This is a genomic window from Lysobacter sp. H23M47, assembly GCF_015209765.1.
GTDB classification, from domain to species: Bacteria; Pseudomonadota; Gammaproteobacteria; order Xanthomonadales; family Xanthomonadaceae; genus Novilysobacter; species Novilysobacter avium.
Genome location: NZ_CP063658.1, coordinates 2,293,117 through 2,312,385, shown reverse-complemented (window position 1 = coordinate 2,312,385; position 19,269 = coordinate 2,293,117). Strand labels below are relative to the sequence as shown.

Annotated in this window: 14 protein-coding genes and 1 tRNA gene; 13 read left to right on the top strand and 2 right to left on the bottom strand. The window is 67.5% G+C overall.

All coding sequences use genetic code 11. The features are described 5' to 3' along the window. The first annotated feature begins 81 nt into the window (after nucleotides 1–81). From ruvB to INQ43_RS10430, 12 genes are all read left to right on the top strand, one after another. Nucleotides 82–1,146 carry a Holliday junction branch migration DNA helicase RuvB gene (gene ruvB, locus INQ43_RS10485; RefSeq protein WP_194034210.1) on the top strand — a complete coding sequence of 355 codons (1,065 nt, stop codon included), beginning with the start codon at nucleotides 82–84 and terminating at the stop codon, nucleotides 1,144–1,146. A gap of 18 nt (nucleotides 1,147–1,164) precedes the next feature. Next, a complete protein-coding gene (gene ybgC, locus INQ43_RS10480) occupies nucleotides 1,165–1,602 on the top strand; it encodes a tol-pal system-associated acyl-CoA thioesterase (RefSeq protein WP_194036403.1) in 438 nt (145 codons plus the stop codon). Nucleotides 1,603–1,707: 105 nt separating this feature from the next. Further along, entirely contained in the window at nucleotides 1,708–2,481 is a 774-nt protein-coding gene (gene tolQ, locus INQ43_RS10475; protein WP_193987350.1) for a protein TolQ, read from the top strand. Nucleotides 2,482–2,558: 77 nt separating this feature from the next. Continuing rightward, complete coding sequence (gene tolR, locus INQ43_RS10470; RefSeq protein ID WP_194034208.1) at nucleotides 2,559–2,999, top strand: protein TolR; 441 nt, start codon at nucleotides 2,559–2,561, stop codon at nucleotides 2,997–2,999. After that, entirely contained in the window at nucleotides 2,996–4,006 is a 1,011-nt protein-coding gene (tolA, locus tag INQ43_RS10465; RefSeq protein WP_194036402.1) for a cell envelope integrity protein TolA, read from the top strand. Before tolR ends, tolA begins: the two co-directional genes overlap by 4 nt. A gap of 94 nt (nucleotides 4,007–4,100) precedes the next feature. Then, nucleotides 4,101–5,432, top strand: a complete 1,332-nt coding sequence (gene tolB / locus INQ43_RS10460) for a Tol-Pal system beta propeller repeat protein TolB (protein ID WP_194036401.1) — start codon at nucleotides 4,101–4,103, stop codon at nucleotides 5,430–5,432. 140 nt (nucleotides 5,433–5,572) lie between these two features. Beyond that, the gene (gene pal, locus INQ43_RS10455) at nucleotides 5,573–6,088 is read left to right on the top strand and encodes a peptidoglycan-associated lipoprotein Pal (RefSeq protein ID WP_194034205.1); all 516 of its coding nucleotides are present in this window, start codon (nucleotides 5,573–5,575) and stop codon (nucleotides 6,086–6,088) included. A 99-nt stretch (nucleotides 6,089–6,187) separates the two neighbouring features. Continuing rightward, on the top strand, nucleotides 6,188–6,913 hold the full coding sequence (gene ybgF, locus INQ43_RS10450; RefSeq protein ID WP_228062693.1) for a tol-pal system protein YbgF: 726 nt from the start codon (nucleotides 6,188–6,190) through the stop codon (nucleotides 6,911–6,913). Between the two features lie 43 nt (nucleotides 6,914–6,956). Beyond that, on the top strand, nucleotides 6,957–7,634 hold the full coding sequence (gene queE, locus INQ43_RS10445; protein WP_194036399.1) for a 7-carboxy-7-deazaguanine synthase QueE: 678 nt from the start codon (nucleotides 6,957–6,959) through the stop codon (nucleotides 7,632–7,634). Nucleotide 7,635: 1 nt separating this feature from the next. Then, the gene (queC, locus tag INQ43_RS10440; protein ID WP_228062489.1) at nucleotides 7,636–8,328 is read left to right on the top strand and encodes a 7-cyano-7-deazaguanine synthase QueC; all 693 of its coding nucleotides are present in this window, start codon (nucleotides 7,636–7,638) and stop codon (nucleotides 8,326–8,328) included. Nucleotides 8,329–8,427: 99 nt separating this feature from the next. Continuing rightward, a tRNA-Lys gene (locus tag INQ43_RS10435) sits at nucleotides 8,428–8,500 on the top strand. 248 nt (nucleotides 8,501–8,748) lie between these two features. Further along, a complete protein-coding gene (locus INQ43_RS10430) occupies nucleotides 8,749–12,153 on the top strand; it encodes a mechanosensitive ion channel domain-containing protein (RefSeq protein WP_194036397.1) in 3,405 nt (1,134 codons plus the stop codon). 12 nt (nucleotides 12,154–12,165) lie between these two features. On the opposite strand, the gene recQ is transcribed toward INQ43_RS10430, so the two are convergent. Beyond that, the gene (gene recQ, locus INQ43_RS10425; RefSeq protein WP_194036396.1) at nucleotides 12,166–13,992 is read right to left on the bottom strand and encodes a DNA helicase RecQ; all 1,827 of its coding nucleotides are present in this window, start codon (nucleotides 13,990–13,992) and stop codon (nucleotides 12,166–12,168) included. A 393-nt stretch (nucleotides 13,993–14,385) separates the two neighbouring features. Further along, on the bottom strand, nucleotides 14,386–14,976 hold the full coding sequence (locus tag INQ43_RS10420) for a Dps family protein (RefSeq protein ID WP_194034195.1): 591 nt from the start codon (nucleotides 14,974–14,976) through the stop codon (nucleotides 14,386–14,388). 83 nt (nucleotides 14,977–15,059) lie between these two features. On the opposite strand from INQ43_RS10420, the gene hrpA reads away from it, so the two are divergent. Beyond that, a complete protein-coding gene (gene hrpA / locus INQ43_RS10415) occupies nucleotides 15,060–19,268 on the top strand; it encodes an ATP-dependent RNA helicase HrpA (protein WP_194036395.1) in 4,209 nt (1,402 codons plus the stop codon). Nucleotide 19,269: the final 1 nt, after the last annotated feature.

Sequence of the window (19,269 nt, the reverse complement as noted above, 5' to 3'; positions counted from 1 at the left end):
CCTGGCGCGGTGTTCTCTGTGCGCATGTTCCGTCAGTGAGCGACCCATGCCGGGCGCCGCGCACCATGCGACCATAGCGCGATGAACGAGGACCGCATCATCGCCGCCGACGCCACCTCCGAGGACGAAGCCCTCGAGACCTCGATCCGGCCCCGGCGGCTGGACGAGTACCTGGGCCAGGTGCCCGTCCGCGAGCAGATGAAGATCTATATCGAGGCAGCCAAGGGGCGTGGCGAGGCGCTCGACCACGTCCTGATCTTCGGACCGCCCGGCCTGGGCAAGACCACCCTGAGCCACGTCATCGCCAACGAGCTGGGCGTCGGCCTGCGCCAGACCTCCGGCCCGGTGATCGAGAAGGCCGGTGACCTGGCCGCGCTGCTGACCAACCTGCAACCGTTTGACGTGCTGTTCGTTGATGAGATCCATCGCCTGTCGCCGGCGATCGAGGAGGTCCTGTACCCGGCGATGGAGGACTACCAACTCGACATCATGATCGGCGAGGGTCCCGCTGCGCGCTCGATCAAGCTCGACCTGCCGCCGTTCACCCTGATCGGCGCGACGACCCGCGCCGGCCTGCTGACTGCGCCCCTTCGCGACCGCTTCGGCATCGTCCAGCGGCTGGAGTTCTACAGCCCGGAGGAGTTGACCCGGATCGTGCGGCGCTCGGCCGGAATACTCGACATCGCGTGCGCGCCCGAAGGCGCGGCGGAGATCGCCCGGCGCTCGCGGGGCACGCCGCGCATTGCCAACCGCCTGCTGCGGCGCGTACGCGACTTCGCCCAGGTGCGCGCCGGCGGCATCATCGACCATGCCACCGCGATCGCCGCCATGGAGATGCTGAAGGTCGACCCGGAAGGCTTCGATGAGCTGGACCGCCGCCTGCTGCGCACCATCATCCAGTCCTTCGATGGCGGCCCGGTCGGGGTGGAATCGCTCGCCGCCGCGCTCAGCGAGGAGCGAGGTACGCTGGAAGATGTCATCGAGCCCTACCTGATCCAGCAGGGCTACCTGATCCGGACCGCCCGCGGCCGCATCGCATCGCCCAAGGCTTACCGCCACATCGGCCTGACCCCACGCTCGCCGGTGGGCGAGCTCTTCGACGACCCGGTTTCCGGCGATGCCATGCCGGGTTCTCCTGGCCAGTAACCGGTCCGTTCCCACCGCATGTCACTGGAGTCCTTCGCTATGCCTGCGTTCAGCCTCCCCGTCCGTGTTTACTGGGAAGATACCGACGCTGGTGGCGTGGTCTACCACGCGCGCTACGTCGCCTTCCTGGAGCGGGCGCGCAGCGAGTGGATGCGCGACCAGGGCTACGGTCAGGAACTCCTGCGCCATGAGCATGGTCTGGTGTTCGCAGTCCGGGCGATGGAGATGGATTTCCTCAAGCCGGCGCGGCTCGACGACGTCCTGCAGGTCGGCGTCGGGTTGCAGGAATGCCGCCGCGCCAGCGCGGTGTTCGTACAGGAGGTGCGCTGCGAAGGCCGCCTGCTGCTGACCGCGACGGTACGGATCGCCGCGCTGGATGCCGGCGGCTTCCGGCCACGGGCGATCCCCTCGCCACTGCTGGAGGCGTTGCAGGCGCAACAGGTTCCGGCAGGCTGACTGCCCGGAAATTCCGCGACAGATGTACAGACACGCTTTTACTCCCAACTCAACGCACAGCCATTTCGCCCCGCACCGGGCACCGGAGATCCAGGCATGACCCCAATGCTGAGCCTGATGCAGGCCGCCACCGCCGTCGAACCCCTGCCCGAGGAGGCCGCCAACGCGAGCACCAACCTGGCCGCGACGCTGCCGCCGGCGATCACCAGCGACGGCGGGCTGGATATCCTGCAGCTGATCCTGCATGCCTCCCTGCCGGTGCAACTGGTGATGGTGTTGTTGTTGGGCGCCTCGATCGCCTCGTGGGTGATCATCTTCCGCAAGACCAAGGTGCTCAGCCGCGCCGAGCGCGAGGCCGAGACCTTCGAGGAGCGCTTCTGGTCGGGGACCGAACTGAGCAAGCTCTACGCCGGCGCGACCAGCCGCAACCGCGACACCGGCGGCATGGAGTCGATCTTCGAGAGCGGCTTCCGCGAGTTCTCCCGCCAGCGACGGGTCGCCGATACCCGCATGCAACTGGAAACCGCCCAGCGCGGCATGCGCGTGGCCAGCGCGCGCGAACTGGACGGTCTGGAGCGCAACCTGGAGTTCCTCGCCAACGTCGGTTCAATCGCGCCCTACGTTGGCCTGTTCGGCACCGTCTGGGGAATCATGATCTCGTTCCAGGGCCTGGCCAACGTCACCGAGGCGACCATCGCCAGCGTCGCCCCGGGCATCTCCGAGGCGCTGATCGCGACCGCGATGGGCCTGTTTGCGGCGATCCCGGCGGTGTGGGCGTACAACCGCTTCGCGACCAAGGTCGAGCGCATTGCCGTGCGTTACGACGCGTTCTCCGAGGAGTTCTCCTCGATCCTGGAGCGCCAGGTGCCGCAGGAGTGATCGACGGCGCGCGCCGCACCCATGCGCGCCCCCGCCGGTCCTGACCTTCCGCCGCCCCAAGAACCCGGAAACCCCCTATGTCCGCCCCCTACCGACGACGCCGCAAGCGCCAGCTCAAGGCCGAGATCAACGTGGTCCCCTACATCGACGTGATGCTGGTGCTGCTGATCATCTTCATGGTCACCGCGCCGCTGATGAACCTGGGCGTGGGCGTGGAGTTGCCTCGTTCCAACGCCAAGAGCCTGGCGCAGAAGCAGGAGCCGGTGGTGGTCAGCGTGGACGCCGAAGGCAACTATTTCCTGACCCTGCAGGGCGCGCCGCAGGAAGCGATGCAGCCCGAGGAACTCACTGCCCGCGTCGCCGCGTTCGTCAACAACAACCCCGATGTGCCGGTGTACGTGGCCGGTGATCGCGCGGCCAACTACGAGGTGGTGCTCAATGCGATGGCACTGCTGCAGTCGGCCAACGTGCCACGCGTCTCCCTGCTGACCCGGCAGGCGGAGACTCCGCCAAAGTGAGGGAAACGCGCGCCGACACCCAACAGGCCATCGTGCTGGCGATCGTCCTGCACGTGATCCTGTTCGCCGCGATGTTCGCCGGCATGCTCTGGACGCGCAGCGCTGCGCCACAGTCGGCCGCAGGTGCGCCGGTGGAAGCCGACCTGGTGGATGCCAACGCGCTCTCCGCTGCCATGCAGAGCGTGCTCGAGGATCGCCCGGAGCCGGCGCAGCCGCTGCCCGAACCGATCGATGAGCCTGTTGACGAGCCCGTCGAGCCGTCTCCTGCGCCGACGCCGCAACCGCAGCCGCTGCCCTCGCCGGTCCCGGAGGATTCGCCGACCCCGCCGCAATCGCAGCCGCAGGACTTCATCCCCAAGCCCGATACTACCGAGCAGGCCGAAGTGGTCGCCACACCGACGCCCACGCCATCGGACGAGAAGAAACTGCAGGAAGAAAAGCGCCGCCAGGCCCAGGTCGACCTGACCGAGCGCGAGCGCCAGCAGGAGGCCGAGCGCAAGCGCCGGCTGGCCGAGCAGGCCAAGGAAGCCAGGGAAAACGAGGAGCGCGAGAAGAAGCTCGCCGAAATCAAGCGCAAGCGCGCCGAGGCCGAACGCGAGATCAAGCTGGCCGAGCAGAGACTCAAACAGGTCGCCGATGCGCAGGCGCGTACTGCCAGCCGCAGCGCCGAGAGCAGCGGCGAGTCAAGCGCCAGCCCGCCGCCGGGCAACAACGGTCGCGATACCGGTCTGGAATCGCAATATGCGGCGGCCCTGCAACAGGCGATCGTGTCCAAATGGACGCGTCCGGAAACCGTGCCACTGGGTTCCAAATGCACGATCGTCATCAAGCAACTGCGCGGTGGCGAGGTGACGAGCGCGAAAGTGTCGTCGCCGTGCGCCTACGATGAACAGGGCAGGCGCTCGATCGAGGCCGCTGTCCTCAAGGCGCAACCGCTGCCGTATACCGGCTTTGAATCGGTCTTCGCGCGCACCCTGACGCTCAATTTCCAGGCCGCCGACCGCTAGTTTCCTCCGCGTTCGCCCGCTTCGCGCGTTCAGCTTTGAGAAAGCGTTCACACGGATGCTGGTACACCTTCAGCCTCACCACGGGACTTGCCGAATGAAACGAATCACCCCGAGACTGCCTGCGCTGTTCGCGATCCTGGCTTTCCTGCTCGTGCTGCCCTTCTCAACGATGGCGCAGCAACGCGGCCTGGAGCTGGATATCGTCGGCGGCAGCGCGTCGGCCCTGCCGATCGCCATCGTTCCGATGCCCTACCAGGGCAGTGGTGCGGCACCCGAGACCGACGTCGCGGCGGTGATCGCCGCCGACCTCAATCGTTCCGGCCAGTTCCGCACCCTGCGCGAGGCCGATCTGGTCGAGCGGCCGACCCGCGGCAGCGAGGTGAATTACCCGACCTGGCGCGCGCTCAACCAGGACTACCTGCTCGTTGGCCGCGTGGTGGATGCCAGCGGTGGCGACCGGGTCGAGTACGAACTGTTCGACGTCGCCAGCCAGCAGCGCCTGCTCGGCTTTGCCATGACCGCGCGCGGCACTGCGATGCGCGACGTGTCGCACCAGATTGCCGATGCGGTCTACGAGAAGATCCTCGGGGTGCCGGGCGCCTTCTTCACCCGCATCGCCTACATCACCGCCAAGGGCCTGGGCCGTTCCACCAGCTATTCGCTGATGGTCGCCGACTCTGACGGGTACAACCCGCAGACCGTGGTGAGCTCGCCCGAGCCGCTGCTCTCGCCCAGCTGGAGCCCGGACGGCAACCGTCTGGCCTACGTCAGCTTCGAGAGCGGCAACTCGGCGATCTACATCCAGAACATCAGCACCGGCAGCCGCGAGGTGGTGTCCAAGTTCCGCGGCATCAACAGTGCTCCGGCCTTCTCCCCGGATGGCCGCCGCCTGGCGCTCACCCTGTCGCGCAGCGGTAACCCCGAAATCTACGTGATGGATCTGGGCAGCAAGGCGCTCAACCAGTTGACCAACCACTTCGGCATCGACACCGAGCCGGAGTGGAGCGCGGACGGCAGCGAGATCTACTTCACCTCCGACCGCGGCGGCAATCCGCAGATCTACAAGGTCGCCGCCGGTGGTGGCAGCGCGAGCCGGGTCACGTTCCAGGGCACCTACAACGCCAGCCCGTCGCTGTCCTTCGACGGCAAGAAGCTCGCCACCGCGCAAGGCGCGGGCAATACCTACCGCATCGCCATGGCCGACTCCAGTCTCGGTTCGCCGCGCTGGAGCACGCTGTCACCGGGCTCGCTGGATGAGTCGCCTGATTTCGCACCCAACGGCGCGATGATCATCTATGCTGCGCGGGAAGGCACCCGGGGTGTGCTCTATGCGGTGTCGTCCGACGGCCGCGTGCGTCAGCGCCTGGTGCTGGCCGATGGCGATGTACGTGAACCGGCCTGGGGTCCATACCGGAAACCGCAGTGATGCCGTCCTGATCAGTGGGCGTCGCTGGCCGTGCAGTACCCGTTGGACCGTTTCCAGCTCAACCGTTCCGTTCCAGTGTTTCTACCACCGCTCCGCTCCATCGTTCCACCCTCCCATTCCGCCAAGACGAGGAAACAACCATGAACAACACCACCCGTGTCCTGATGGTCGCACTGCTGTGTGCAGCCGCCATCGGCTGCTCCAAGAAGGTCAAGGAAACCCCTCCGGTCGATACCGGCACCACCGCCCCCGGCGCGCAGACCACTCCGGGCACCGCCGCCGGCGTCTACGGTCCCAACGATCTGGACACTGACTCCTGCCTGCGCCAGCGGGTGGTCTACTTTGACCTGGACCGCGACGCCCTGCGTCCGGAGTTCCAGGCCCTGGTGGGTTGCCACGCCAAGTATCTGCGTGACCGTCCGTCCTCGCGCATGACCCTGGAAGGCCACGCCGACGAGCGCGGCAGCCGTGAATACAACATGGGCCTGGGCGAGCGCCGCGGCAATTCGGTTTCCTCCGCGATCCAGGCCAACGGTGGTTCGGGCGGCCAGCAGAACGTGGTCAGCTACGGCGAAGAGCGCCCGGTCTGCACGGCGTCCAACGAAGATTGCTGGGCCAAGAACCGTCGCGTCGAGATCATCTACACCGCCAAGTAAAAGGTAACGATGATGATGCGCAAATTGTCCATCACAATTGCGACATCGCTGGTTGCAGCGGCGGCCCTGGTGGCCGCCGCACCTGTTTCGGCCCAGCGCATGAGCCTGGCCGAACGGGTTGGAGTGCTGGAACAGCAGGCCGGCAACAATGACGCGACTGTCGACCTGCTGCGGCAGGTGAACATGCTCAAAGAAGAGGTCACGTCCCTGCGCTCCCAGGTCGAGGAGCTCAATCACTCGCTGGGGCAGCTCAAGGACAACAGCCGGGCGCAGTTCCTCGATATGGACCAGCGCCTGGAGGATCTGGAGGGCGGCGGCGCGGCACCGCGGCCTGCGGCGGCGGTCGGCTCCGATGCACCGCCAACACCGCCCGCAAATCCTGTCGTCGAGCGCGCGCCGAGCGTGCATGGCGATGCCGGCACGCTGGCGATGGGTGCCGACGAGCGCGAGGCCTACGAGACCGCCTTCAACGCGTTGAAGAACGGCGAATACGTCGAGTCCGCGCGCCTGTTCCACTCCTTCCTGGGTCACTATCCGGAAGGTGTATACGCGCCCAACGCGCTGTACTGGCTGGGCGAGAGCTACTACGTCACCCAGAACTACAAGTTGGCCGTAACCCAGTTCAAGACCCTGCTGGATCGCTATCCGACCCACGACAAGGCGCCCGGCGCATTGCTGAAGGTCGGCCTGGCCCAATACGGGCAGGGCGATGAGGACGCCGCCGAGCGCACCCTGACCGAGGTGACGACACGATTCGCCGGCAGCGATGCCGCGCGCATCGCCACCGACCGGCTGGGCGCGATCCAACTGGGCCGCCTGCGCTAGGCAAGTCGGCACGGCAAGGAGCCGCGTCGGCTAAAATGGTGGCATGAACCCTGTTACCTCCGCGGCGGGCGTACTGGCGCCTGATCGCCTGCGCCTGACCGAGATTTTCCTGTCCCTGCAGGGCGAGTCGCGCAGCATCGGCTGGCCGACCGTGTTCGTGCGCCTGACCGGTTGCCCGCTGCGCTGCCAATACTGCGACACCGCGTATGCGTTCCATGGCGGGCAGTGGTGGGAGTTCGACGCGATCCTGGCCGAGGTCGCGCGGCATGGGGTGCGCCATGTCTGTGTTACCGGTGGCGAGCCGCTCGCGCAGAAGCGTTGCATTGGTTTGCTGGAGCGCCTGTGCGATGGCGGTTATGAGGTATCGCTGGAGACCTCCGGCTCGATCGACATCAGTCCGGTCGATACCCGCGTGTCGCGCGTACTGGACCTGAAGACGCCCGGATCGGCGGAGGTCTCGCGCAACCTTTGGAGCAACATCGGCCAGCTCACTGCGAATGACCAGGTCAAGTTCGTGATCTGCTCGCGCGAGGACTACGACTGGGCGCGCGGGGTGATCGACGAGCATGGCCTGACCGCGATCTGCGACGTCATGTTCTCACCCAGCTTCAACCAGGTCAGTGCGCGCGATCTGGCGGACTGGATCGTCGCCGACCGGCTGCCGGTCCGCTTCCAGCTCCAGTTGCACAAGATCCTCTGGGATGACGAGCCGGGGCGCTGACATGCACGGGTCACCAGACAAGAAGAAAGCAGTCGTCCTGGTCTCCGGCGGCATGGATTCGGCGGTCGTCATGGCGATGGCGCGCGAGCAGGGCTTCGCTCCGTACGCATTGAGCGTGGACTACGGGCAGCGCCACACGTCGGAGCTGGAGGCAGCGGCGCGCGTGGCGGCGCAGCAGGGGGCGATCGCGCACAAGACGGTGCGCATCGATCTGCGCAGCATCGGCGGGTCGGCGTTGACCGACGACATCGACGTGCCGCTGGACGAGGTCGCAGGCGACGATGCCATTCCGGTGACCTACGTCCCCGCACGCAACACCATCATGCTGTCGGTGGCGCTGGGCTGGGCGGAAGTCCTGGGATCGTCCGACCTGTTCTGCGGTGTCAACGCGGTCGATTATTCGGGCTATCCGGATTGCCGTCCCGAGTTCATCAACGCCTTCGAGCGCCTCGCCAACCTGGCGACGAAGGCAGGCGTGGAAGGCGCCGGCATCCGCGTGCACGCGCCGCTGCAGCACCTGAGCAAGGCGGACATCGCCCGCGAAGGCGCGCGGCTGGGTGTCGATTTTGCCGGGACGGTGTCGTGCTACCTGGCAGACGGCGAAGGCCGGGCGTGTGGCCACTGCGACGCGTGCCGCTTGCGCGCGGATGGCTTTGCCGCCGCCGGCATCGCCGACCCGACTCGCTACGCCTGAACCTGGACACGGAACATCGACGCTGCGGATGAAGCGGCTTCGCACAGCTCCGCGTACTTGCGTTAGAATTCACGCCCCCGGCGCAACGTCGGGGCCTGTGGGCCGTTAGCTCAGTCGGTAGAGCATCGGACTTTTAATCCGCTGGTCGATGGTTCGAATCCATCACGGCCCATATCTCTCTTCTGTTGTGCACGCCGACTTCCGCTGGTATTGGCGCCGCGTTCTCCACGTTGGCGCTATGGTGGATCGCCCGCATTGGCGGGTTGTCACTGATCGCCGGGGGCGACAGATGCTGAGCCTCAGGCAGTTCATCAACGCCGATTCAATTGCGTCAATGGTCGCTCGTGTTTTCGACCGGGCGAAATTCGATCCCTGTTCGTGCTCCTCATGGGGCGCATCCGGCGCACGCCGCACTCGCTCATGAGGCAGGTCGCCGCCATCGCCAAACGCTTTTGCGGGAGGACAATCTGGCCCGGACTGGCTTGTTGGCTGGTCCTGGCGCTCGCGTCGACCGCGGCGATCGCGCAGGTGGACACGCCCGCATTGGAGTCGACTGACGCGATCGCCGGCATCGGCGCCGCGGATCTCGCCAGCCGGATCGACGTCATTGAAACCCGGACGGATCTTTCCACCACCGAGCGCGAGCTTGTGCTTGAACAACTCCGTGCCGCCGCTTCGCGAGCAGAGGCCGCGGAGGTGGCGCGCAGGAGCGCGGCGGAGTATGCCGCCGGGCTGCAGTCTGCGCCGGAGACCATCGCCGCGTTGAGTGCACAGTCCGCAATGCCACCCCAGCTTGACGCTTTGCCGGAAGACGCGGATCCAGTGGCAACGCAGCTGCGATTGGCAGCACTGCAGACCGAATCGGTGTCATTGCACGGCAGGCAACGCAAGCTCGCCGAGCAGTTGCGCGCGATGGAGAGCCGTCCAGCGGAAGCCCGCGCCGAACTGGGCGAATTGCGCACGCAGCTTGATCGTGCCCCGACCCCCGTCGCCGCCACCGCATCCCCCTTGCTGGCGGAGGCCACCAGGGTGCGGCAGGAGGCTGCCCGCGAGGAACTGTCCGCGCGCATCGAGATGATCGAGCAGGAGTTGTCCAGCCTGCCGACGCGCAAGTCGATTGCGACCGCCCAGCATGAGCTGGTGGAGCGTCGCGCCAACGAGGTGGACGCGGCCATCGAAGAGCTGGATGCGCGGCTGGTGAGCAGGCGCAGGCAGCAGGTGGAGGCGGACGCGGCGCGCGCGCGCGAGTTCGAACTAAGCCTGGCGGGCCAGCCGGCGGAGATACGCGAGCTGGCCCGCGATAGCGTTGCGTTGCGAACGGAGACCTCGCAACTGGTCCAGCGATTGGATCGTGCCCGTGATGAACAACGTCGATCGAGGATGCTGCTCGACGACGCCGTCGAGGCGCGCAGGAACGCCGATCAGATTCTCGCCATCGGTGCGATCAGCGACGATGCGGCGAGATTGCTGCGCAGCCTGCAGACGAGCCTGGTCAGCGGCGAGCAGATCAAGCGGCGGATGGGGGAGCGGAACCGGACGCTCGTCGACCTGCGCGTACTCCATTTCAAGACCCAGCAGGCGCTTCGCGACTTGCCGGCGTCCGACGGGCAACGGGTGAGCATCGCGACCATCGACGCCCGGGAGCATCTGCTGGAGCAACTCGTCGAGCACCGCCGCGCCGGAGTGGCCGACATGGCAGACGTCCAGCAACAGCTGATCGACGCGCTATCGGAAAACAACGCGATTGATGCAGAACTGCTGAGTGCCAGCGAGCAACTGCATGGGGTGCTCGACAAGCGCCTCTTGTGGCTGCCCAGCACGGCTCCCTTGGGCGATGACTGGCTGCAGCAACTGGGCGTCGGCGTTGGCTGGCTGCTCGCGCCCTCCAACTGGTCCGCGATGCCGCGGGCACTGCTTGCCGCGCTGCGCGCCCATCCGGTGCGGCTGCTGTTGATGCTGCTGACAGTGGCCGCGTTGTTCGGCGCACGTGGGCGACTGCAAGCCGCCTTGCCGCGGCTGGCGAGATCCGTCGGTCACCGGGATGACAACTTCGGCACCACACTGCTGGCCTGGGCTGCAACGTTCCTGCTCGCTCTGGCGTGGCCTTTTGCCGTGGCAACCGTTGGCTGGTTCCTCGGCTGGTCCGGCGGCGGTTTCGCGAGCTTCCTCGGCCAGGGCCTGCTCAGCCTGGCGCTGCTTTGGTTGATGCTGGGCCTGTTCATTGACATGTGCCGCCCGAAGGGTCTGTTTGTCGCCCATTTCCACTGGGGTCCGCAGGGCACCAAGCGGCTGGCGCGGGCGCTGCGGATGCTCCTGCTGATGATCGCCCCAACGGCCGTGCTGACCGGGATGACGGACGCCAGTGGAGACCCGGAACTGATCGATGGCATCGGTCGCCTCGGCTTCATGGTGGGATCGCTGGCGTCGGCGTGGTTCCTGTACCGGCTACTGCGACCCTCCGATGGCGCTCCCACCACCATGCGCGCGCCAGGGGCATGGATCCGGCGCGTATCCGCAGGCTGGGCGCGCGTCCTGGTGGCGGTTCCAGTGGTCTTCGCCGTGCTTGCCGCGGTCGGCTACTACACCAGTGCCAGAGAGGTGCAGTCGCGATTGTTTACTTCAGGCTGGATCATCCTGGCGGTGGTCATCGTTTACTACATCGTCATACGTGGAGTGATGGTGGCCAGCCGCCGCGCCGCGTACCTCCAGGCCGACTCGGTTCATGCCCGGGCATTGGCCGAGGCACGGGCGGCGACAGGCGGCGAGGACGGTCAGGACGGCAGCGAGGTGTTGGCACTGCAGAACCAGCAGCCCGAGATCGACGCGGTGACCGTCAACCAGCAGACGCGGGCGCTGTTGCGTGCCGCATTCGGCGTCGCGCTGGCGGTGCTGATTGTGGGGCTGTGGCGGGAGATGATCCCGGCGCTCAACGTGTTCAACGATGTCGTGTTGTGGTCGCGAGTGGTTGAGGGCATTGGCGAGAGCGTTGTCGCAGTCACACTGAGTGACGTGCTGATAAGCCTGTTGATAGTGGGACTGACGGCCATCGCGGCGCGCAACCTGCCCGGCTTCCTGGAGATCATGCTGCTGCCGAGCGCCCGCGTTGATTCCGGGACGCGCTACGCGATCGCGACCATCGCGCGCTACGTGATCACCGCGATCGGTCTGGTCATCGCGCTCCAGCGCATCGGTCTGGACTGGTCGAAACTCCAGTGGGTCGTGGCGGCGCTGGGCGTGGGACTGGGCTTTGGCCTGCAGGAGATCGTCGCCAACTTTGTTTCCGGGCTGATCATCCTGTTCGAGCGTCCCGTTCGGGTGGGCGACGTGGTCACCATCAATCACACCACCGGTACCGTCAGCCGCATCAAGATGCGTTCCATCACCATCACCGATTTCGACAATTTCGAGGTGCTCGTGCCCAACAAGGCCTTCATCACCGACACGGTGCAGAACTGGACGCTGACCAGTCCGATCACCCGGGTGGTGTTGAAGGTGGGAATCGGCTACGGCAGTGATCTGCGCAAGGCGCGCGCGGTGATGGAGAGTGTGGCGGCGGCGGATCCCAAGGTCCTGCGGTCCCCGGCGCCCGATGTGCTGTTCACCAGCCTGGGCGACAGCGCGCTGGAGTTCGAGGTGCGTTTCTATGTGGCCCAGATCGACGACCGCCGCGCGGCCACGCACAGCCTGTTTGTCGCACTGACGACGGCGTTGCACGAGGCGGGGATCGAGATTCCGTTTCCGCAGCGCGACGTGCATGTGCATCACATCGGACGGGTCGATGCCGCATCCGGTGAAGCGGGCGAGGGCGACACGCCCTCGAGCTGAAAGCGCGAGCCGTCAGGCGACGTCGCAATCCAGCAGTTGCTGCAGCACCGCCTCGCCGTAACGCTCCAGCTTGCTGCTGCCGATACCGGCGATCCGGCCCAACTCGTCCAGATCGGCCGGATCGCTCTCCGCGATTTCGCGCAAGGTGGCGTCGTGGAAGATCACATAGGCCGGCACGTTCTGCTCCTTGGCCAATTCCGCGCGCCAGCCGCGCAGGGAACGGAAACGGCTGGCCGCTTCGGGCGCCAGGTCCATCGGCGGTGGTGCCGAGCCGGTGCGCCCGCGGCGGCCCGCCGGCCTGGGCGCATCGCGGCGCAGGCGCAGGGTCTGCTCGCCCTTCAGCACCGGGCCGGCCTTGCTGGTCAGGTACAGGGCGCCGTGGCGCTCGTGATTGGCCGCCAGCAGGCCGGATGCGACCAGCTGGCGGAACACGCTGCTCCACTGGCGCGTGTCCAGATGGGTGCCGATGCCCCAGGTGCTGAGCTTGTCGTGGCCGTGCTGGGCGACCTTGTCGGTTGGCACGCCGCGAAGCACATCAATGACGTGCCCCGCGCCGAACCGCTGGCCAGTGCGGAACACGCACGACAGCGCCTTGCGCGCGACCTCGGTGCCGTCCCAGCTCTCCGGCGGCTGCAGGCAGTTGTCGCAGTTGCCGCAGTTGCCGGGATGCTCCTCGGCGAACCAGCCCAGCAAGGCCTGGCGCCGACACTGGGTTGACTCGCAGTAGCCCAGCAGCGCGTCCAGCTTGCGCAGCTCCAGCAGCTTGCGCTCCTCGCTGGCATCGCCCTGCTTGATCAGCATGCTCAGGTTGACCACGTCGCCCAGCCCGTAATTGAGCCAGGCCTCGGCGGGCTGGCCATCGCGGCCGGCGCGGCCGGTCTCCTGGTAGTAGCCCTCGACCGACTTGGGCAGGTCGACGTGGGCGACGAAGCGCACATCCGGCTTGTCGATGCCCATGCCGAAGGCGATCGTGGCGACCATCACGATGCCGTCCTCCTGCAGGAATCGGCGCTGGTTGGCCGCACGGACCTCGGCCGGCATTCCGGCGTGGTAGGCGAGCGCGTTGACGCCGGCCTCGCACAGCTGCTCGGCGGTTTTCTCCACGCGCTTGCGCGAGAAGGCGTAGACGATGCCGCTCTCGCCGCAGTGGCCGGCAAGGAAGTCGAGCAGCGCGCGCTGGCCGCTGCCGTCCTTCTGCGCCACCCGATAGCGGATGTTGGGACGGTCGAAGGAGCTGACGAACTTGCGCGCATCTTCCAGCGCCAGGCGCTCGGCGATCTCCAGCCGGGTCGGCTCGTCCGCGGTCGCGGTCAGGGCGATGCGAGGAACGTCGGGCCAGCGCTCGTGGAGCACGGTCAGCTCGCGGTACTCGCGGCGGAAATCATGCCCCCACTGGGAGACGCAATGCGCCTCATCGATGGCGAACAGGGCGATCCCGCCGACGTCATGGGCGCGGTCGATCAGGTTCATGCAGCGCCCCGAGAGCAGGCGCTCGGGAGCGACGTACAGCAGGTCCAGCTCGCCGTCGAGCAAGCGGCGCTCCACGTCGGCGGCGGTGGCCGCGTCCAGGGTCGAGTTAAGGTAGGCGGCGCGCACGCCGAGCTGGAGCAGCGCTTCGACCTGGTCCTGCATCAGCGCGATCAGCGGTGAGACGACGATCCCGCAGCCCTCGCGCAGCAACGCCGGCAACTGGTAGCACAACGACTTGCCGCCGCCGGTCGGCATCAGCACCAGAGCGTCGTCGCCCTTGACCAGGCAGTCAATGATCGCGGCCTGCTCGCCGCGGAAATCGGGGTGTCCAAAGGTGGTGCGGAGCAGGTCGAGGGCGGCGTCGTTCATGGCGCACAGGGTAGCAAGTGGCAGTCTCGCGCTGACCCCTTGACCGCGGCCTGCAGACCTTCGGGGCGAATGTCCTCCGGCCCCCGCCTGCGGCGGGTCCTCCTCCTTTATTTCGCCCCGAAGGTCTGCAGGCCGCACACGCAGGTGCCGGCGGCACCGGGGACCATCGCGATGCTGCGAGGACGGGAGTGAATGCCCTTGGCGCGAAATAAAGGAGGAGGCACCGGTCTCATCGGTGCCGGGGGACATTCGCACCAAGGGCATTCACTCCCGGTGCCCAGCCGCTCAGGCCACACGGCTGGGGCCGCACTTTCCCATCCGATGCGGGAAGAACCAAAAAAAATGCCCCCGGCGCTTCCAACGCGACCGGGGGCTGATCTTCAGCTGCTGCGTCTACTGCAGAAGCGAGCGCAGCATCCAGGCGTACTTCTCGTGGGTATGCAGGCGCTGGGTCAGCAGGTCGACGGTCGGATCGTCGCTGGCGTCATCGGCGGTGGTGAGCACCGAGCGGGCGGTCCTGCAGACTGCCTCATTGCCGACCGTGAGCTGGCGCACCATCTCCCGCCAGTCGGCGGTATCCGCCAGGCCCGGCTCTTCGCGGATCGAGGAGAGCTTGGTGAACTCCTTGTAGGAGCCCGGGGCGTTGAAGCCCAGCGCGCGGATGCGCTCGGCGATCTCGTCCAGCGCCACCCACTGCTCGGCATACTGGGTCTCGAACATCACGTGCAGCGTGTTGAACATCGGGCCGGTGACGTTCCAGTGGAAGTTGTGCGTCTTCAGGTACAGCGTGTAGGCGTCGGCGAGGAAGTGGGAGAGGCCGTCGGCGACGTTCTTGCGATCGGTGCTGCTCATCCCGATATCCACAGGCGGAGCCCCGGAACCCTTGGCCGGCGATGCCACCGGGCTGGGACGCGTCCCGCTGTCCTTGCCCTTGGCTTTGGAGTCGGTGGATTTTTTTGTTGCAGCCGGTGCTGTCTTGGCCATGGAGGTTCTCCTTTGATCGACAAGTGCGATGACAATGGCGCATCGGGTGACACACCAATGCGCTGTTTCTTTGAATCAACCCGATGAACCGTAGCAACTCCCATGGCAACGCCGCGTCACGACCGCGCAGCCCCGACGGTGCCGGGCTGGATGCCGCGCGTCGCAACATCGACGACGCGCTGACGCGTGATCGCGGGCGCTTGCATGGCCTGTGGTCGCGCTGGCGCAATGCCCCGGCCGATGCGGCGCTGCAGGCGCGTTTTGAGGATGCGCTGAAGGACTCGATCACCCGCCGCGAGGCGCGGGCCGCAACCCTGCCGCGCGCACCGGTCGACCCGTCTCTGCCGATTGCCAGCCAGGCCGAGCGCATCGTCGAGCTGATCGGCAGGCACCAGGTGATCGTGGTCGCCGGCGAGACGGGCTCGGGCAAGACCACCCAGTTGCCCAAGCTGTGTCTGGCGGCAGGGCGCGGGGCGGCGGGCATGATCGGCTGCACCCAGCCGCGACGGATTGCCGCGCGCGCGGTGGCCAAGCGCGTCGCCGAAGAACTCAACACGCCACTGGGCACCACCGTCGGCTTCCAGGTCCGCTTCAGCGAGAACGTCGGCGACGACACCGCGATCAAGTTCATGACCGACGGCATCCTGCTGGCGGAGATCCAGTCGGATCGCTGGCTGTCGCGCTACGACACGATCCTGATCGACGAGGCGCATGAGCGCAGCCTCAACATCGACTTCCTGCTGGGGTATCTCAAGCAGCTGCTGCGCAAGCGGCCGGACCTGAAGGTCATCGTGACCTCGGCGACGATCGACACCGCGCGGTTCTCGGCGCATTTCGACAACGCGCCGGTGGTCGATGTCGAAGGGCGCGGGTATCCGGTGTCGGTGCGTTACCGGCCGCTGGAAGGCGGCGGCGAGACCGATGATGGCGCCGCGGCGCGCGACGGCGAACGCACGATCAATGACGGAATCGTCGCCGCCTGCGATGAGATCAGCCGCGAGGATCCGCGTGGCGACGTGCTGGTGTTCCTGCCCGGCGAGCGCGAGATCCGTGACGCCCACCGGGCGCTGGAGGCGCGAAAGTATCGGCACACCGAGGTGCTGCCGCTGTACGCGCGCCTTTCGGTGCGCGACCAGGACCGGGTGTTCAAGCCCGGGACCCAGCGCCGCATCGTGCTGGCCACCAACGTCGCCGAGACCTCGCTGACCGTGCCGCGGATCGGCTACGTGGTCGATCCGGGGCTGGCACGGGTCAAGCGCTACAGCCCGCGCAGCAAACTGGACCGGCTGCACATCGAGCCCATCAGCCAGGCCAGCGCCAACCAGCGCAAGGGTCGTTGCGGGCGGGTGTCAGACGGCATCTGCTACCGGCTCTACAGCGAGGCGGACTTCGAGTCGCGTCCGGAATACACCGACCCGGAGATCCACCGCGCCGCGCTGGCCGGCGTGATCCTGCGGATGCTGTCGCTGGGCCTGGGCGACATCGAGCAGTTCCCGTTCCTGGAGCCACCCGATACGCGCGCGATTGCCGACGGCTGGCAGCAACTGGCCGAGCTGGGCGCGGTCGATGAGAAGCGCAAGCTGACCGCGATCGGCCGGCTGATGGCGCGTATGCCGGTGGACGTGAAGCTGGCGCGGATGCTGGTGGCCGCCAACGCCCACGGCTGCATGCGCGAGATGCTCGCGATTGCCTCCTTCCTGGGCATCCAGGACCCGCGCGAGCGCCCGGCCGACCAGCGCGCGGCGGCGGACAACGCGCATGCGCTGTTCGCCGATCCGGCGTCCGAGTTCGCCGGCATCCTCAAGCTCTGGGACGCCTACCAGGACGCGCATGAGGCGTCCACCCAGTCGCAGCTCCGACGCTGGTGCGAGAAGCACTTCCTCGGCTTCCTGCGCATGCGCGAGTGGCGCGAACTGCACCGCCAGCTTAAGTTGATGGCGGTCGAACTGGACTGGGATCCGGGCGCGTCGGCTGTCGCCGCCGGCGGCACCGGAGGCAAGGACAAGACCGCGGTGCCAGCGTCCACACCGGCGCCGCGCGCGAGGCGACGTCGCCGCGGCGGCCGCCCGCCGGTTGACCAGCCGGCCACGGCAGGGGACGGCCAGGTGGCGCCGACAACTGAGGGTGAAGCGAAACGCCTGGGCCGCGGCGCCTATGCGCTCTTGCACCGAGCCCTCATCGCCGGCCTGCCAACCCAGATCGGTCACCGCATCAAACCGGCCGACGCGCCACAGCCTGCGGCGACGACCAAGCCGGGCGAGCGCAAGGTCGTTGATCGCAAGTCCGGCGGTTACGAAGGCCCGCGCGGCCGCCGCTTCCAGCTGTTTCCCGGATCGGCGCTGGCGCGGCGACCGCCGCCGTGGGTGTTGTCGGCGACGCTGCTGGATACCGCCCAGCTGTGGGCGATGACCAACGCCGCGATCGAGCCGGACTGGGTCATCGAGGAATTGCCGCACCTGCTTGCGCGCCGCCATCACGATCCGCGCTGGGCGCGCTCGCAGGGCAAGGTGCTGGGCAGCGAGCAGGTCAGCCTGTTCGGCCTGGTGCTCGCGCCCAAGCGCCCGGTTCATTACGGGGCGTTGTATCCGGAGGAGAGCCGGGTGATCTTCGCCCGCGACGCCCTGGTGACCGGTGAGATCAACACCCGCAGCGTGTTCCTGCAGCGCAACCTGGCGACCCTGGAGAAGGCGCTGGAGGAGGAAGCCAAGCAGCGTCGCGCCGGGCTGGTGGTGGATGAGGCGTGGATGGCCGAGTGGTACCTGCAGCGGCTGCCCGCCGACGTCCACAACGCGCAGGCACTGGATGCCTGGTACGCCCGCCTGCCCGCCCCGCAGAAAGCCGCGCTGGAGTGGACGTTGGATGACCTGATGGTCGGCGAGAGCACCGACGGTCGCCGCTTCCCGTCATCAATCGCGCTGGGCAGCGTGCAATTGGCGGTCAGCTACCGCTTCGAGCCGGGCGCGCTCGACGACGGTATGACCGTGTCGGTGCCGCTGCACCTGCTCAATGCACTCGATCCGGTGCGCTTGGGATGGCTGGTGCCGGGGCTGGTGGAAGACAAGGCGACCGCGCTGATCCGGGGCCTGCCGAAGGCGCAGCGGCGCAACTACGTGCCCGCGCCGGATTTTGCGCGGGCCTTCCACGAGGCGTTCCCCGAACCACAGGACGCGCCGATGACGGAGGTGCTCGCGCGCTTCCTCGGCAAGGTCACCGGCAGCGCGCTGGAGGCCGGTGAACTCGACGAGTCGGTCCTTGAGCCGCACCTGCGCGTCAACCTGCGCCTTTTGGACGCTGAGGACGAGCGCCAGCGTGGTGCCGACGTGGTGCTGGCCGAGTCGCGCGACCTGCAGGAGCTCCGTTCCCGCTTCGGCGAGCGCGCGGCCAGGGCTTTTGCCGCACGCGCAGCCAAAGGCATGGGTCAGCGCGGCCTGGTGCGCTTTCCCGACGAACCGATCCCCGCCAGCGTTCCGGGGGTCGCGGGGATGCCGGCGTTCCCGGCGCTGCACGATGACGGCGACAGCGTCTCGCTGCAGGTCCACGCGGACCGCGCGAAGGCCGAGCGCGCGCATCCCGGCGGCGTCCGCAGGCTCCTGTGGCTGACCCTGGGTGACGCACGCAAGCAGGCGCGCAAGCAGCTGCCGGTGTCGGCCAAGGTCGGATTGCTGTACGCCGCGATCGAGGCCGCCGCCCCGCGCACGCAGGCGCCGCCGGAAGGCGATCGTCTGCGCGCGGATCTCGTCGATGGCGCCTTCGCCGCCCTGGTGGCCAACGACGTCGCCGGCATCCGCGATCCGGCGGCATTCGAGGCACGTCGTGCCGAGGTCGCCAAGGCACTGTTCGGCGAGGCCATGGGGCGTCTGCAGCAGGCCGAGGAGATCCTGACCGCGGTCTCGCACGCCCGCGCCAGCCTGGAGTCGCCCCTGATGGGGTGGGCCAGCGGCAATCTCGACGACATGCGTGCGCAATTGGCCGCGTTGACGCCAGCGGGCTTCCTGCGCGACGTGCCGGCCGACGTGCTCAAGGAGTACCCGCGCTACCTCAAGGCGCTGGCCTTGCGCGGCGAGCGCGCGCTGCGCGATCCCACCCGCGACCAGGCGCGCATGCTGGAGTTGACGCCGTTCAGCGATGCGCTGGCAGAGGCTGCCGCGCGCGGTGACCTGGGGCAATCCGGATGGCAGGCGCTGCGCTGGCAGCTGGAGGAGTTGCGGGTGTCGCTGTTCGCCCAGGAACTGGGCACACGCGGCGTCTCGGCCAAGAAACTGGCCGCGCAGCTGGCCCGGCTGCGCGGGTGAG